14 protein-coding genes are annotated in these 15,848 nt (G+C 54.2%); 10 read left to right on the forward strand and 4 right to left on the reverse strand.

From position 1 onward, the window contains the following. Positions 1-17 precede the first annotated feature (17 nt). From ilvE to EOS97_RS10040, 5 genes are all read left to right on the forward strand, one after another. A complete protein-coding gene (ilvE, locus tag EOS97_RS10020) occupies positions 18-947 on the forward strand; it encodes a branched-chain-amino-acid transaminase (RefSeq protein ID WP_000208532.1) in 930 nt (309 codons plus the stop codon). 159 nt (positions 948-1,106) lie between these two features. Further along, positions 1,107-2,957: a dihydroxy-acid dehydratase gene (gene ilvD / locus EOS97_RS10025; protein WP_001127442.1), complete on the forward strand. Its 1,851-nt coding sequence runs from the start codon at positions 1,107-1,109 to the stop codon at positions 2,955-2,957. 2 nt (positions 2,958-2,959) lie between these two features. Then, the gene (ilvA, locus tag EOS97_RS10030; RefSeq protein WP_001535023.1) at positions 2,960-4,504 is read left to right on the forward strand and encodes a threonine ammonia-lyase, biosynthetic; all 1,545 of its coding nucleotides are present in this window, start codon (positions 2,960-2,962) and stop codon (positions 4,502-4,504) included. A gap of 282 nt (positions 4,505-4,786) precedes the next feature. Further along, positions 4,787-5,104: a type II toxin-antitoxin system RelE/ParE family toxin gene (locus EOS97_RS10035; protein ID WP_162491925.1), complete on the forward strand. Its 318-nt coding sequence runs from the start codon at positions 4,787-4,789 to the stop codon at positions 5,102-5,104. Further along, positions 5,101-5,442 carry a helix-turn-helix domain-containing protein gene (locus EOS97_RS10040; RefSeq protein ID WP_000560821.1) on the forward strand — a complete coding sequence of 114 codons (342 nt, stop codon included), beginning with the start codon at positions 5,101-5,103 and terminating at the stop codon, positions 5,440-5,442. The genes EOS97_RS10035 and EOS97_RS10040 overlap by 4 nt, the downstream gene beginning before the upstream one ends. Position 5,443: 1 nt before the next feature. On the opposite strand, the gene ilvY is transcribed toward EOS97_RS10040, so the two are convergent. Beyond that, positions 5,444-6,331, reverse strand: coding sequence for an HTH-type transcriptional activator IlvY (gene ilvY / locus EOS97_RS10045; RefSeq protein WP_001804655.1), 888 nt, complete (start codon positions 6,329-6,331; stop codon positions 5,444-5,446). A gap of 164 nt (positions 6,332-6,495) precedes the next feature. Here ilvY and ilvC point away from each other — a divergent pair, with 164 nt between their 5' ends. Next, positions 6,496-7,971, forward strand: coding sequence for a ketol-acid reductoisomerase (ilvC, locus tag EOS97_RS10050; RefSeq protein ID WP_000024943.1), 1,476 nt, complete (start codon positions 6,496-6,498; stop codon positions 7,969-7,971). A gap of 93 nt (positions 7,972-8,064) precedes the next feature. Here ilvC and ppiC read toward each other — a convergent pair whose 3' ends face one another. Beyond that, positions 8,065-8,346: a peptidylprolyl isomerase PpiC gene (ppiC, locus tag EOS97_RS10055; RefSeq protein ID WP_001096806.1), complete on the reverse strand. Its 282-nt coding sequence runs from the start codon at positions 8,344-8,346 to the stop codon at positions 8,065-8,067. A gap of 193 nt (positions 8,347-8,539) precedes the next feature. Between ppiC and EOS97_RS10060 the strand changes: the two genes are divergently transcribed. From EOS97_RS10060 to rep, 4 genes are all read left to right on the forward strand, one after another. Continuing rightward, positions 8,540-9,241, forward strand: a complete 702-nt coding sequence (locus EOS97_RS10060; RefSeq protein WP_001024340.1) for a Crp/Fnr family transcriptional regulator — start codon at positions 8,540-8,542, stop codon at positions 9,239-9,241. 28 nt (positions 9,242-9,269) lie between these two features. After that, complete coding sequence (locus EOS97_RS10065) at positions 9,270-10,013, forward strand: nucleoside phosphorylase (RefSeq protein ID WP_001182428.1); 744 nt, start codon at positions 9,270-9,272, stop codon at positions 10,011-10,013. Then, entirely contained in the window at positions 10,013-10,741 is a 729-nt protein-coding gene (gene pnuC / locus EOS97_RS10070; protein ID WP_001747468.1) for a nicotinamide riboside transporter PnuC, read from the forward strand. Before EOS97_RS10065 ends, pnuC begins: the two co-directional genes overlap by 1 nt. Positions 10,742-10,840: 99 nt before the next feature. Beyond that, a complete protein-coding gene (gene rep / locus EOS97_RS10075; RefSeq protein WP_001238842.1) occupies positions 10,841-12,865 on the forward strand; it encodes a DNA helicase Rep in 2,025 nt (674 codons plus the stop codon). Positions 12,866-12,904: 39 nt separating this feature from the next. On the opposite strand, the gene gppA is transcribed toward rep, so the two are convergent. After that, complete coding sequence (gene gppA / locus EOS97_RS10080; RefSeq protein ID WP_001089447.1) at positions 12,905-14,386, reverse strand: guanosine-5'-triphosphate,3'-diphosphate diphosphatase; 1,482 nt, start codon at positions 14,384-14,386, stop codon at positions 12,905-12,907. Positions 14,387-14,504: 118 nt separating this feature from the next. Further along, on the reverse strand, positions 14,505-15,770 hold the full coding sequence (gene rhlB / locus EOS97_RS10085) for an ATP-dependent RNA helicase RhlB (protein ID WP_000047525.1): 1,266 nt from the start codon (positions 15,768-15,770) through the stop codon (positions 14,505-14,507). Positions 15,771-15,848: the final 78 nt, after the last annotated feature.

Genomic DNA, 15,848 nt, shown 5'->3' on the forward strand with positions numbered 1-15,848 from the left:
GCGCAAAAGGAAGAAAAATGACGACGAAAAAAGCTGATTATATTTGGTTCAATGGCGAGATGGTGCGCTGGGAAGACGCGAAGGTTCACGTAATGTCTCACGCGCTGCACTACGGTACGTCGGTATTTGAAGGGATTCGGTGCTACGACTCTCACAAAGGCCCGGTAGTGTTTCGTCATCGTGAACATATGCAGCGCCTGCGCGACTCAGCAAAAATTTATCGTTTTCCGGTTTCCCAGAGTATTGATGAGCTGATGGAAGCCTGCCGCGAAGTGATCCGCAAAAACAACCTGACCAGCGCCTATATCCGTCCGTTGGTATTTGTCGGCGATGTCGGTATGGGCGTTAACCCGCCCCCGGGATACACCACTGACGTCATCATCGCCGCGTTCCCGTGGGGGGCATACCTGGGCGCCGAAGCGCTGGATCAGGGGATCGATGCGATGGTTTCTTCCTGGAATCGCGCTGCGCCGAACACCATTCCAACCGCTGCGAAAGCGGGCGGTAACTACCTCTCCTCACTGCTGGTGGGTAGCGAAGCGCGCCGCCACGGCTATCAGGAAGGCATCGCCCTGGATGTAAACGGCTATATCTCCGAAGGCGCAGGCGAAAACCTGTTTGAGGTAAAAGATGGCGTGCTGTTTACTCCGCCGTTTACCTCTTCCGCGCTGCCAGGCATTACTCGCGACGCGATCATCAAACTGGCGAAAGAGCTGGGTATTGAAGTGCGCGAGCAGGTGCTGTCCCGTGAATCGCTGTATCTGGCCGACGAAGTGTTTATGTCCGGAACCGCGGCAGAAATTACTCCGGTACGCAGCGTTGATGGTATCCAGGTAGGCGAAGGCCGCTGCGGCCCTGTTACCAAGCGTATTCAACAAGCCTTCTTTGGTCTCTTCACTGGAGAAACCGAGGATAAATGGGGCTGGTTGGATCCGGTAAATTCATAATAAATAAAATTAATATTTTCCCAAAATAATTTGCGTCACAGGAAGGCGGCAACGCAGCGAATCCCCAGGGCTTACTGTAGTAAGTGACTGGGGTGAGTGAGGCAGCCAACGCACCTGTGGCGTGAAGTATGAAGGGAAAAGATGGGGAGTAAATAAAGCATGCCTAAGTACCGTTCCGCCACCACCACCCATGGTCGTAATATGGCGGGTGCCCGCGCGCTGTGGCGCGCCACCGGAATGACCGACAGTGATTTTGGCAAACCGATTATCGCCGTGGTGAACTCATTCACTCAGTTTGTGCCGGGTCACGTTCATCTGCGCGATCTCGGTAAGCTGGTCGCCGAACAGATTGAAGCTTCCGGCGGGGTGGCGAAAGAGTTCAACACTATTGCCGTGGATGACGGGATCGCCATGGGGCACGGGGGTATGCTCTATTCACTGCCGTCTCGCGAGCTGATCGCCGACTCTGTTGAGTACATGGTGAACGCTCACTGCGCTGACGCGATGGTGTGTATCTCCAACTGCGACAAAATCACCCCAGGGATGCTCATGGCCTCGCTGCGCCTGAATATTCCGGTGATCTTTGTCTCCGGCGGACCGATGGAAGCCGGGAAAACCAAACTGTCCGATCAGATCATCAAGCTCGATCTGGTTGATGCCATGATTCAGGGCGCGGACCCGAAAGTCTCTGACGATCAAAGTAACCAGGTTGAACGCTCCGCCTGTCCAACCTGCGGCTCCTGCTCCGGCATGTTTACCGCTAATTCCATGAACTGCCTGACCGAAGCGCTGGGCCTGTCGCAGCCGGGCAACGGCTCACTGCTGGCAACCCACGCTGACCGGAAGCAGTTGTTCCTCAATGCCGGTAAGCGGATTGTTGAACTGACTAAACGCTATTACGAGCAGGATGACGAAAGTGCACTGCCGCGTAACATCGCCAGCAAAGCCGCGTTTGAAAACGCCATGACGCTGGATATTGCGATGGGCGGTTCGACCAATACCGTTCTGCATCTACTGGCGGCGGCGCAGGAAGCGGAAATCGACTTCACCATGAGTGATATCGACAAGCTGTCCCGCAAGGTGCCGCAGTTGTGTAAAGTGGCGCCAAGTACCCAGAAATACCATATGGAAGACGTTCACCGTGCCGGCGGTGTGCTGGGTATTTTAGGCGAGCTGGATCGCGCCGGGCTGCTGAACCGCAACGTGAAAAACGTATTAGGCCTGACGCTGCCGCAAACGCTGGAACAGTACGACATCACGGTTACGCAGGACGAAGCGGTTAAAAAAATGTTCCGTGCTGGCCCTGCCGGTATCCGTACTACTCAGGCGTTCTCGCAGGATTGTCGCTGGGATTCGCTGGATGACGACCGCGCAGCGGGTTGCATCCGCTCGCTGGAATATGCCTATAGCAAAGACGGCGGTCTGGCGGTGCTATATGGCAACTTCGCCGAAAACGGCTGCATCGTTAAAACCGCGGGCGTGGATGACAGCATCCTTAAATTCACCGGCCCGGCGAAAGTGTATGAAAGCCAGGACGACGCGGTAGAGGCGATTCTTGGCGGCAAAGTAGTGGAAGGCGATGTAGTCGTGATCCGCTACGAAGGGCCGAAAGGCGGGCCGGGAATGCAGGAGATGCTCTACCCGACCAGTTTCCTGAAGTCGATGGGGCTGGGCAAAGCCTGCGCGCTCATCACCGATGGGCGTTTTTCCGGCGGGACTTCCGGTCTCTCTATTGGCCACGTTTCGCCGGAAGCGGCCAGCGGCGGCACTATTGCACTGATTGAAGATGGCGACACCATTGCGATTGATATCCCGAACCGCAGCATTCAGTTGCAGTTGAGCGAGGCTGAAATCGCCGCACGCCGCGAGGCGCAGGAAGCTCGCGGCGATAAAGCCTGGACGCCGAAAAATCGTCAGCGTCAGGTTTCGTTTGCCCTGCGTGCCTACGCCAGCCTGGCGACCAGCGCCGATAAAGGCGCGGTGCGCGATAAATCGAAACTGGGAGGTTGATGATGGCGGAATCTCAACCTCTGTCAGTCGCGCCGGAAGGGGCGGAGTATCTGCGCGCGGTGCTACGCGCGCCAGTATACGAAGCGGCGCAGGTGACGCCGCTGCAAAAAATGGAAAAGCTCTCGTCACGTCTGGATAACGTTGTTCTCGTCAAACGCGAAGACCGGCAGCCGGTACATAGCTTTAAGCTGCGCGGCGCTTACGCGATGATGGCCGGATTGACCGAAGAACAAAAAGCCCACGGCGTGATTACCGCGTCGGCGGGGAACCATGCACAGGGCGTGGCGTTTTCCTCCGCGCGGCTTGGCGTGAAGTCGCTGATCGTCATGCCAAAAGCAACGGCGGATATTAAAGTCGATGCGGTACGCGGTTTTGGCGGCGAAGTGCTGTTGCACGGCGCTAATTTTGATGAAGCGAAAGCGAAAGCTATTGAGCTGGCGCAGCAGCAGGGTTTTACCTGGGTGCCGCCGTTTGATCACCCAATGGTGATCGCCGGGCAGGGCACGCTGGCGCTGGAACTGCTTCAGCAGGATTCGCATCTCGATCGTGTCTTTGTGCCGGTTGGCGGCGGCGGCCTGGCGGCGGGCGTAGCGGTACTGATCAAACAATTGATGCCGCAAATCAAAGTGATTGCCGTCGAAGCGGAGGATTCCGCCTGCCTGAAAGCGGCGTTGGAAGCCGGTCATCCAGTGGATCTCCCGCGCGTTGGGTTATTTGCTGAAGGCGTGGCGGTAAAACGCATCGGCGACGAAACCTTCCGCCTGTGCCAGGAATATCTCGACGACATTATTACAGTCGATAGCGACGCTATCTGCGCGGCGATGAAAGATCTGTTTGAAGATGTGCGTGCGGTGGCGGAGCCGTCCGGCGCGCTGGCGCTGGCGGGGATGAAAAAATATATCGCCCAGCACAATATTCGCGGCGAACGCCTGGCGCACGTCCTTTCCGGCGCCAACGTCAACTTCCACGGCTTGCGCTATGTGTCTGAACGCTGCGAGCTGGGGGAACAGCGCGAAGCGTTACTGGCGGTGACCATTCCGGAAGAAAAGGGGAGCTTCCTCAAATTCTGCCAGTTGCTTGGTGGGCGTATGGTCACCGAATTTAACTACCGTTTTGCCGACGCGAAAAATGCCTGTATTTTTGTCGGCGTACGCGTCAGTCAGGGGCTGGAGGAGCGAAAAGAGATTATCACCCAACTGTGCGACGGCGGTTATAGCGTAGTGGATCTCTCCGACGATGAAATGGCGAAGCTGCATGTGCGCTATATGGTCGGCGGACGCCCCTCCAAGCCATTACAGGAGCGTTTGTATAGTTTCGAATTTCCGGAGTCGCCCGGCGCGTTGCTCAAATTCCTGCATACGCTTGGCACGCACTGGAATATTTCGCTATTCCATTACCGCAGCCACGGTACCGATTATGGCCGCGTGCTGGCGGCGTTCGAGTTAGGCGATCATGAGCCGGATTTCGAAACCCGGCTGCATGAGCTGGGCTATGAATGCCATGATGAGAGCAATAACCCGGCGTTTCGGTTCTTTCTGGCGGGTTAATTCAGCGTTTAGTTTTTCGGGCCCACAAAGTAAAGTGGGCCTGATATCAAGATATTATCTTCCCTCAGTTATTGGGCTTTTCTGCCAGCCCGGAGCATCCACTCATTTAATTTTGCGAGACGTTTTCCAGAAGGCGCCCAATCTGCTTGTGGTGAAACTCGGCTCACCATATCGTTAGCACCGCTATCACTTGCACCTGCTAAAAACAATGTATAAAATTTTATACACAAGGGTGTTATGTTACTCACCCGAGCTTTCTCCAATGAAAAAGAAATTCGATGGGTGGGATCTTCTCTGGAGGATCTCCTGGTTTTTCCCATAACGGTACGTAAAGCAGTCGGTTATCAGCCTCATAAAATTCAATATGGAATTGAACCCGATGACTGGAAACCGTTTTCAGAAATTGGGGCTGGGGTAAATGAAATTCGGATTCGTGACAACAATGGTATCTATCGCGCTATGTATGTCGCTAAGTTTGAAGAAGCACTCTACGTTTTGCATAGTTTCCAAAAACAGACGCAACAAACCAGTCAGCACGATAAAAACATCGCCAGAACGCGTTATAACCGGGTGGTGCAACAACGGAGAAACAGCTTGTGATTGCCAAAACTGATAGTGATATTCGCCATGTGACGCCATCTGGCGGTAATGTTTTTGCTGATTTGGGGTTTGATAAGCAGGACGCAGAAAAGTTTTACGCTGATTCCCTGAGTGAAATCGAAAACACGTTAGCCATTAAAGAACAGCTCATGGAAGAAATTACCCTCTGGATTACGCGAAACCAGATGAAGCAAGCCGAGGTTGCTAAAGTTTTGCATATATCCCGACCGCGCGTTTCGGATGTCGTCAACAAGAAATGCAGCAAATTCACCATTGATGCTTTGGTGAATATGCTTAGCCGTATTGGGAAGCCTGTTCGGGTAATGGTAGGGCCGTAAACTAATTCGGTAAAATCTTCCAGAACGCATCAATTAGCGGCTCATGCAGCCGCTTTTTTTGCGCGCAGACGCCCAGTTCAAACGGCGTTTTTTCGTCGCTGCGCTCTAAAATCATCACCCGATTGCGCACCGGCTCCGGGCTGTTTTCCAGCACCACTTCCGGCAGCAGCGCCACGCCGCAGCCCAGCGCCACCATCGATACCATTGCTTCATGGCCGCCCACTGTCGCGTAAATTGACGGGTTACTGATTTTGTGGCGACGGAACCACAGCTCAATGCGGCGGCGTACCGGCCCCTGATCGGCCATGATAAACGGCACCGTCGACCAGTCGGGCTTATCGACCGACACCTGATTGCGCACCGGGCAGGGCAGCGCCGGGGCGATCAGCACCACCGCCAGATTTTCCAGCATCGAAAACGCCACCGCGCCGGGCAGCGTTTCTGGTTTGCCGGCGATTGCCAGGTCCGCTTCTCCCGTTACCACCTTTTCCATCGCATCGGCAGCATCTCCGGTCGTCAATTTGATTTCAACAGAAGGGTGTTCGGCGCGAAAACGGTCGAGGATCGGCGGCAGATGACTGTATGCCGCGGTCACTGAACAGAAGATATGGAGTTCGCCGGAAAGGGACGGCCCCTGCTGATCGAGGGTATGGCGCAACTGCTGATATTGCAAAAGCGTCTGTTGGGCAAACACTCGCAGCTCTTCACCCGCTTCGGTCAGCGTGACCGTGCGGTTATCGCGCACAAACAGCGGCTGGCCGAGATCTTCTTCCAGCCGCTGAATCTGCCGGGAAAGCGTGGAGGGGCTGACGTGCATCGCTCGCGCGCTGCGGCCAAAGTGGCGGCTTTCCGCCAGATGCAGGAAGGTTTTTAGATCGCGTAAATCCACAGACAGACCTCCGGTTTTTGACGTTGCATAAACCGCAACATAACGTTGTGAATATATCAATTTCCGCAATAAATTTCCTGTTGTAATGTGGGTTCATTCGCACAGATAGCAATCTGTAAACCGAACAATAAGCGCGACAACACAACATCACGGAGTACACCATCATGGCTAACTACTTTAATACACTGAATCTGCGCCAGCAGCTGGCGCAGCTGGGTAAATGCCGCTTTATGGGCCGCGACGAATTCGCCGACGGCGCGAGCTACCTGCAGGGTAAAAAAGTGGTCATCGTCGGCTGTGGCGCTCAGGGGCTGAACCAGGGCCTGAACATGCGTGACTCCGGTCTGGATATTTCCTATGCCCTGCGTAAAGAAGCCATTGCTGAGAAGCGTGCCTCCTGGCGTAAAGCGACCGAAAACGGCTTCAAAGTAGGCACCTACGAAGAGCTGATCCCGCAGGCGGACCTGGTGGTTAACCTGACGCCGGACAAACAGCACTCCGACGTGGTACGTTCTGTACAGCCGTTGATGAAAGACGGTGCGGCGCTGGGCTACTCCCACGGCTTCAACATCGTGGAAGTGGGCGAGCAGATCCGTAAAGACATCACCGTGGTGATGGTAGCGCCGAAGTGTCCGGGCACCGAAGTGCGCGAAGAGTACAAACGTGGTTTCGGCGTGCCGACGCTGATCGCCGTTCACCCGGAAAACGACCCGAAAGGCGAAGGCATGGCGATTGCTAAAGCCTGGGCGGCGGCCACCGGTGGTCACCGTGCGGGCGTACTGGAATCTTCTTTCGTTGCAGAAGTGAAATCTGACCTGATGGGCGAGCAGACCATCCTGTGCGGTATGTTGCAGGCCGGTTCTCTGCTGTGCTTCGACAAGCTGGTGGCAGAAGGCACCGACCCGGCATACGCGGAAAAACTGATTCAGTTCGGCTGGGAAACCATCACCGAAGCGCTGAAGCAGGGCGGCATCACTCTGATGATGGACCGTCTGTCTAACCCGGCGAAACTGCGTGCTTACGCGCTGTCCGAGCAATTGAAAGAGATCATGGCACCGCTGTTCCAGAAACACATGGATGACATCATCTCCGGCGAATTCTCTTCCGGCATGATGGCTGACTGGGCTAACGACGATAAGAAACTGCTGACCTGGCGTGAAGAGACCGGCAAAACCGCGTTCGAAACCGCGCCGCAGTTTGAAGGTAAAATCGGCGAGCAGGAGTACTTCGATAAAGGCGTGCTGATGATTGCGATGGTGAAAGCGGGCGTTGAGCTGGCGTTCGAAACCATGGTCGATTCCGGCATCATCGAAGAATCCGCTTACTACGAATCACTGCACGAGCTGCCGCTGATCGCCAACACCATCGCCCGTAAGCGTCTGTATGAAATGAACGTGGTTATCTCTGATACCGCAGAATACGGTAACTACCTGTTCTCTTACGCTTGCGTACCGCTGCTGAAACCGTTTATGGCGGAATTGCAACCGGGCGATCTGGGTAGTGCTATCCCGGAAGGCGCGGTAGACAACGCACAGCTTCGCGACGTGAACGACGCGATTCGTAGCCATGCGATTGAGCAGGTAGGTAAGAAACTGCGCGGCTATATGACGGATATGAAACGCATTGCGGTAGCGGGTTAATGTAGGCAGTGTCGGGTGGCGCTAGCGCTTACCCGACCTACAAAATCAAGCAGACGATGTAGGCCGGGTAAGGCGTAGCCGCCACCCGGCTTTTTATTTGCGATACAATACCTTAATGATGTGATAACCGAACTGGGTGTGCAATGGGCCGGTTGGCTCCAGTACCGGGCAGGAAAAGACTACTTTATCGAATGCCGGAACCATCTGGCCCTGACGAAATTCGCCTAAATGACCGCCTTTTTTACCGGATGGGCAGATAGAATGCTTCTTCGCCAGCTTCTCAAAATCGCCGCCGTTTTTAATTTGCTCCAGAAGATCCAATGCCAGTTTCTCTTCTTTTACAAGGATATGCAGTGCTGCTGCCATTTTTGCCATTATTGTGTTCTCACGTCGCAAAGATTGGCCGTCACTTTATCACTCCTTAGGCCGTCAGACATATACTCTTCGCCATTACAGGACAGATGTCCCGCCTGATTTAATGAACCGGGAGATAAGCGGCATTTTTAGCAGGCGTATTTCGGATGTGCGGGACGGCGGTCCTGTCCTTTCTGACAAGGGGCGAGATACCATGAACATAATGAAAAACGCAGAATTTCCAGACGACTGGCTTTTAGGGTTACGCCAGGTCGTACGCGACCCAGTGCTCTATGAATTACTTAAATACTGCCCGTTGGAAATCATGCAGTGCTGGCGATTTGACGACATTTCCCGTGGCGCGCTTATCTGCCGCCAGGGGGAAATATGCCAGCAATTTTCACTCATTGTGGCCGGCGAAGTGGATGTTTTTTACGAAGCTGAAGATGGACGCCGTTACCGGCAGGCGCGTTATGGCAAAGGAGATATGCTGGGCGAGCTAGAGATATTTGAGTCGCGGCATTACATCTGTTCTGTCGTAGCCGTCGGCAATGTACAGCTACTCAGCCTGCCGCAAGCGCATTTTTGCCGCTGGCTGACGCTGGATAACCACTTTAACCAGCGAATGCTGCGGTTTTTCAGCCAACAGTATTACCAGTTGTCGAAAAAGGCCAGTAGCGACAATTTGTACTCGCTGCATCAGCGCGTATGCCAGGCATTATGGCTGCGTTATCAACAATATGAATCAACCACTATTTTGCTTGATAAGCAGAATCTTGGTCAGGAATTTGCGGCGACGACGCGCAGTATCAACCGGATACTGCACGATCTGAAATCGCTGAACATTATCGATACCGACGGTGAGCGGATCATTTTACTGGCTCCTGAAAAACTCAAACAGGAGGCGGAAATCTGAACCTCTCAGAACAATAAGGAGACGGGAGATGCAACCCCATATTCGGCTTAACACAAGCATGACCCGCGCGAAATATGCGCTTTTGCCCGGCGATCCCGGGCGGGTGGATAGAATCGCCCGTTTTCTTGATAAGGCTGAGATTCTGGGGCAAAACCGGGAGTTTCGCGCGGCGCGCGGTTGGTACCAGGGGGTTGAAATAGTCGTGCTCTCCACGGGAATCGGCGGACCGTCAACCGCTATCGCCATTGAGGAGTTACGCCAGGTTGGCGTCAACACGCTAATCCGTATCGGTAGTTGCGGTGCGTTGCAGGACTCGCTGGCGTTGGGCGATGTGATCATCGCCCACGGCGCGGTGGCTGACGACGGCGCCAGCAAAACCTATGCGCCCGCCAGTTATCCGGCCTGTGCGGACCCGTATCTTACCGCCACGCTGATACAGCAGGCGAAACAGATGAACATCTCTGCCGTTTGCGGGCTGGTGCGCAGCCATGACAGTTTTTATACCGATCGTGAAGCTGAACTGGATGCCGAATGGTCGGCCAGGGGAGTTCTCGGCGCGGATATGGAAACCGCCGCGCTGATGGTGGTGGGGGCGTTACGAGGGCTGCGTACCGCGTCGTTGCTAAACGTGGTCGTCGCGCATAGTGGTTGTCTGGAGAGCAGCATTAACCATTATGTTCAGCAGGAAACCTTGTGCCAGCAAGGTGAAGAGCGCCAAATTTCTCTGGCGCTTCAGGCCATTTATTTCGATAGTTTGCAAGGAGAGCAATGATGGACTTTTTCAGCATTAACAATGTAATGGTCAACATTCCTCTCGGCGAGGGTGGGTATGCGCTGTCGTGGATTGAGGCTATCGGCACCGTCTTTGGCTTATTGTGCATCTGGTGCGCCAGCCGGGAAAAAATCGTTAATTACCTGTTTGGTTTGATTAACGTCACTCTGTTTGCCGCCATCTTTTTTCAGATTCAACTGTATGCCAGCTTGCTACTTCAGGTGTTTTTCTTTGCGGCGAATATTTACGGCTGGTACGCATGGAGCCGGCAGAATGACGCCCGGGAAGCCGCTCTGAAAGTACGCTGGCTTTCTCGTCAACAAACATGGAGGTTGGGGGGCATATGTATTATCGCCATTCTGCTGATGACGTGGTTTATCGATCCGGTTTTCGCTATGTTGACCCGCGTTATGCTCGCTCTGCTGCAAACGGTAGGTATGCAGGTGGCGATGCCTGAACTCCAGCCGGACGCGTTCCCGTTCTGGGATTCCACCATGCTGGTGTTGTCGATTGCGGCGATGGTGCTGATGACCCGCAAGTACGTGGAAAACTGGCTGCTGTGGGTGATTATTGATGTAATTAGCGTCGTGATCTATGCAGTACAGGGCGTTTATGCGATGTCGCTTGAGTATGTTCTGCTGACGGCGATCGCGCTAATGGGTTCTTACAGTTGGATCAAGAGCGCACAGCGTAATGGCTATACGCCGCTTGCCGCCAGAGCCTGCTGATTGACCTTTTCCAGGCTGCCTGAAAAAGCAGCCTGGTCTTCTCTGGGCCTCGCTTTCTGCTACAATCCCTCCCCCGTTCGAAGATTGAGCACTATTCCCATGCGTTTAAATCCCGGCCAACAACATGCTGTCGAATTCGTCACCGGACCCTGCCTGGTGCTGGCAGGAGCGGGTTCTGGTAAAACTCGCGTAATTACCAATAAAATCGCCCACCTGATCCGCGGATGCGGCTATCAGGCCCGGCATATTGCGGCGGTGACGTTTACCAACAAGGCAGCGCGTGAGATGAAAGAACGCGTCGGGCAGACGCTCGGCCGTAAGGAAGCGCGCGGTTTGATGATCTCCACCTTTCATACGCTAGGGCTGGATATTATTAAGCGCGAGTACGCTGCGCTGGGGATGAAATCGAACTTTTCATTGTTTGACGATACCGACCAGGTCGCCTTGCTCAAAGAGCTGACCGAAGGCCTGATCGAAGACGACAAGGTTCTGTTGCAACAGCTGATCTCCACGATCTCCAACTGGAAAAACGATCTCAAAACGCCTGCACAGGCAGCGGCGGGGGCGAAAGGTGAACGCGATCGTATTTTTGCCCACTGCTACGGGCTTTACGACGCCCATATGAAGGCATGCAACGTTCTCGATTTTGATGATTTGATTTTGCTGCCGACGCTGCTGCTGCAACGCAATGACGAGGTGCGCGAGCGCTGGCAGAATAAAATTCGTTATCTACTGGTGGATGAATATCAGGATACTAACACCAGCCAGTATGAGTTGGTTAAGCTGCTGGTTGGGCAACGCGCGCGCTTTACGGTCGTAGGCGATGACGATCAGTCTATCTACTCCTGGCGCGGGGCGCGTCCGCAAAACCTGGTGTTACTGAGCCAGGATTTTCCTGCGCTGCAGGTGATTAAGCTGGAGCAAAACTATCGTTCTTCGGGCCGCATCCTGAAAGCGGCGAATATTCTCATCGCCAATAATCCGCACGTCTTTGAAAAGCGCCTCTTTTCCGAGCTCGGTTACGGCGCGGAACTCAAAGTGTTAAGCGCAAACAATGAAGAGCATGAGGCTGAGCGCGTTACCGGCGAACTGATTGCCCATCACTTTGTGAACAAGACCCAGTACAAGGATTACGCCATTCTGTATCGCGGGAATCATCAGTCGCGGGTATTTGAAAAATTCCTCATGCAGAACCGCATTCCGTACAAAATTTCCGGCGGCACCTCATTTTTCTCCCGTCCGGAGATTAAAGACTTGCTGGCCTATCTGCGGGTGTTGACCAACCCGGATGATGACAGCGCTTTCCTGCGCATCGTGAATACGCCAAAACGCGAAATCGGTCCGGCCACGCTGCAAAAGCTGGGTGAATGGGCAATGACGCGTAATAAAAGCCTGTTTACCGCCAGCTTTGATATGGGACTTAGCCAAAAGCTGACCGGACGTGGTTACGATTCATTGACGCGTTTTACCCACTGGCTGGGGGAAATACAGCGTCTGGCCGAACGCGAGCCTGTCGCCGCCGTGCGCGATCTCATCCACGGTATTGACTATGAATCCTGGTTGTACGAAACCTCGCCGAGCCCCAAAGCGGCGGAAATGCGTATGAAAAACGTTAACCAGCTCTTTAGCTGGATGACTGAGATGCTGGAAGGCAACGAACTCGATGAGCCGATGACGCTCACCCAGGTGGTTACACGCTTTACGCTGCGCGATATGATGGAGCGTGGCGAGAGCGAAGAAGAGCTGGATCAGGTACAGTTGATGACGCTTCATGCGTCGAAAGGACTGGAATTCCCGTATGTCTATATGGTGGGAATGGAAGAAGGATTTTTGCCGCATCAAAGCAGCATTGACGAAGATAATATTGAGGAAGAGCGTCGGCTGGCCTATGTCGGGATCACTCGCGCGCAGAAAGAGCTCACCTTTACATTATGTAAAGAGCGCCGTCAGTATGGGGAACTGGTGCGCCCGGAACCCAGCCGCTTCCTGTTAGAACTACCGCAGGATGATTTAATCTGGGAGCAGGAGCGCAAAGTGGTAAGCGCTGAGGAGCGAATGCAAAAAGGGCAAAGTCACCTGGCTAATCTGAAAGCCATGATGGCGGCAAAGCGAGCGAAATCGTAGGCCGGATAAGCGAAGCGTCATCCGGCAATCAGACTACGGTTAGCGAACGTCCAGCGGCCAGTGTACATAGCTTTGCCACTGGCTTTCCTGATCAATCAACTCTTTACCCAGCGGGTGATGCGCCAGCCAGTCGCCAGGCAAGGTTAACGTCAGATTTTCATTTAGCGCCTGTAGCGTAATTTCTGGTACCAGATCGTCACGACGGCGACCGGCAAAGAGAATCGCCAGTCGCAGCAAACGGCATAGCTGTTCCGCAACACGGGGCGGTACCGCGTTTTGCTGATGAAGCGAAGAGAGATCGACCGGATTGGTCTGATTCAGTAAGAGGGTGGCGAGCAATTTTTTCTGCGCGGGCGTATAGCCAGGCAGATCCAAATGGCGTACTAAATAGGCGGCATGATAGGGCGCCTGTTTAAAATCAACGCTCAGACCGATCTCATGCAACTGGCAAGCGCTAAGCAACAGTTCACGACTGATAGGCTCAATATGCCAGGCATTTTCTACCTGTTTGAGGAAGTTGTCTGCCAGCTTCGCCACGCGATTCGCCTGATCGGTATCGACGATAAACCGACGCTGAATGTTTCGCAGCGTGCGGCTGCGGATATCCTGATCTACCGCCAGATGCAACATCCCATACACCAGCCCTTCGCGTAACGCGCCGCCTGCCAGCGTCATGCTCTGGATGTTCAGCTCGGTAAATATTGCGATCAGAATAGCCAGCCCGCTTGGGAAAACCAGCGCGCGCTCCAGCGTCAGGCCTTCGATTTCCAGCTCTTCCAGACGCCCGCACTGTATCGCGCGTTGTTTTAGCTGCTGCAGTTTGGCGAGCGTAATGCGCTCGTCCATCCCCTGCGCCATCATGATTTCCTGCAATGCCTGTACGGTGCCGGAGGCACCCACGCAGACCTTCCAGCCATGAAAACGCAGTTCATCGGCGACCGGACGCAGCACATCGCGCGCGGCTTTCTCCGCGTCATCAAAATTTTCTTGCGCCAGATTACGATCGCTAAAATAGCGTTCAAGCCACGTTACGCAGCCCATCGACAGGCTAAACAGCGACGTGGTTTGCGCGCCAGTGCCGGTAACCAGTTCAGTGCTGGCGCCGCCGATATCCACCACCAGTCGCTGATCTGCGCCGCCGGTGGTATGAGCGACCCCCTGATAAATCAGCCGCGCCTCTTCTTCGCCGCTGATAACCTGCACCGGACAACCAAGGATAGTCTGCGCTTTCGCGATAAATTCACCCGCATTGACAGCGAGACGCAATGTTGCGGTGGCAACCACGCGGATTTGTGGCTGCGGGATATCCTGCAAACGTTCAGCAAACAGACGCAGGCATTGCCAGCCGCGTTCCATCGCTTCGGCTGAAAGGTGGTTGTCGTTGTTCAGACCCGCGGCCAGACGCACCTTGCGTTTTATTCGGGTCAGCGTCTGGATGCTTCCCGCCGCCTCGCGCACGACCAGCATATGAAAACTATTGGAACCGAGATCAATGGCGGCATACAACGAGGTGGAATTCATACACTTCATCCTTCAACCTGTATCCGTGTTGGCTGCGTACTCTTCCTAAGCTCATCGGGATTTGTTTTCTTGCCGCCTTGATACAGGCTAAATGATTTTGTGTATGGCATAACTTTTCTTAACCTGAACGACGACGATTACGCGGAGCGCCAGCGCGGCGCGGACCATTGCCAGGACGCGAACGCGTCAGACGCAACGGCTTGGGCAGATCGTTCATGAGCGCTTCCGGATTGTATTTGCTGACCGGAATCGAGTGGCCGATATAGCTCTCAATGGCGGGCAGATTCAGCGCATACTCTTCGCAAGCCAGGCTGATGGAATGCCCGCTGGCGCCAGCGCGACCGGTACGACCGATACGGTGAACATAGTCTTCACAATCGTCTGGCAGATCGTAGTTAAAGACGTGCGTTACGGCGGGGATATGCAACCCGCGCGCCGCGACATCGGTCGCCACAAGAATATCCAGATCGCCGCGGGTGAACTCATCCAGAATCCGCAGGCGCTTTTTCTGCGCGACGTCGCCGGTCAGCAGACCAACACGATGGCCATCTGCCGCCAGATGTCCCCAGATATCTTCGCAACGATGCTTGGTGTTGGCGAAAATAATGGCGCGATCCGGCCACTCTTCTTCGATCAGCGTTTGCAGTAAACGCATTTTCTCTTCATTAGAGGGGTAGAAAAGCTCTTCTTTAATGCGGTGGCCGGTCTTTTGCTCCGGTTCCACTTCAACATATTCGGCGTTGTTCATCTGTTCAAACGCCAGCTCGCGAACCCGATAAGACAGGGTGGCGGAGAACAACATGTTCAGACGCTGCGCAGCCGGCGGCATACGACGGAACAGCCAGCGGATATCTTTAATAAAGCCCAAATCGTACATGCGATCGGCTTCATCGAGTACGACGACCTGAATGGCGCCGAGGTTAATGTGGTTTTGTTTGGCGTAGTCGATCAGTCGGCCCGTCGTACCAATAAGAATATCAACGCCGCTTTCCAGCACTTTAAGCTGCTTGTCGTAACCATCGCCGCCGTAAGCCAGGCCTAATTTTAAGCCTGTCGCTTGCGCCAACGGCTCCGCGTCTGCGTGAATTTGTACGGCTAATTCACGCGTCGGCGCCATGATCAGCGCGCGCGGCTGGTTCACCTTGCGATCGTCGATCGCGGGATGAGAAAGTAAATAATGAAACGTTGACGTCAGAAACGCCATCGTTTTCCCGGTACCGGTTTGCGCCTGCCCTGCAACGTCACGACCCGCCAGCGTTAGCGGAAGGGCCAGTGCCTGAATGGGCGTACAATTATAAAACCCTTTTTTTTCAAGGGCTTCAACCACCTGTGGGTGCAGGGCGAAGTCGGAAAACTTCTGTTCTGTTAAATGTGTTTTGCTCATAGTGTGGTAGAATATCAGCTTACTATTGCTTTACGAAAGCGTATCCGGTGAAATAAAGTCAACCTTTGTTGGCGAAGT

The organism is Salmonella sp. SSDFZ54 (genome assembly GCF_004010735.1).
GTDB classification, from domain to species: Bacteria; Pseudomonadota; Gammaproteobacteria; order Enterobacterales; family Enterobacteriaceae; genus Salmonella; species Salmonella enterica.

Bases quoted from the DNA above. Each gene is read 5' to 3' on its own strand.
- ilvE (WP_000208532.1), top strand. From the start codon at position 18: ATGACGACGAAAAAAGCTGATTATATTTGGTTCAATGGCGAGATGGTG.
- ilvD (WP_001127442.1), top strand. From the start codon at position 1,107: ATGCCTAAGTACCGTTCCGCCACCACCACCCATGGTCGTAATATGGCG.
- ilvA (WP_001535023.1), top strand. From the start codon at position 2,960: ATGGCGGAATCTCAACCTCTGTCAGTCGCGCCGGAAGGGGCGGAGTAT.
- ilvC (WP_000024943.1), top strand. From the start codon at position 6,496: ATGGCTAACTACTTTAATACACTGAATCTGCGCCAGCAGCTGGCGCAG.
- ppiC (WP_001096806.1), bottom strand. From the start codon at position 8,346: ATGGCAAAAATGGCAGCAGCACTGCATATCCTTGTAAAAGAAGAGAAA.
- EOS97_RS10060 (WP_001024340.1), top strand. From the start codon at position 8,540: ATGAACATAATGAAAAACGCAGAATTTCCAGACGACTGGCTTTTAGGG.
- EOS97_RS10065 (WP_001182428.1), top strand. From the start codon at position 9,270: ATGCAACCCCATATTCGGCTTAACACAAGCATGACCCGCGCGAAATAT.
- pnuC (WP_001747468.1), top strand. From the start codon at position 10,013: ATGGACTTTTTCAGCATTAACAATGTAATGGTCAACATTCCTCTCGGC.
- rep (WP_001238842.1), top strand. From the start codon at position 10,841: ATGCGTTTAAATCCCGGCCAACAACATGCTGTCGAATTCGTCACCGGA.
- gppA (WP_001089447.1), bottom strand. From the start codon at position 14,386: ATGAATTCCACCTCGTTGTATGCCGCCATTGATCTCGGTTCCAATAGT.
- rhlB (WP_000047525.1), bottom strand. From the start codon at position 15,770: ATGAGCAAAACACATTTAACAGAACAGAAGTTTTCCGACTTCGCCCTG.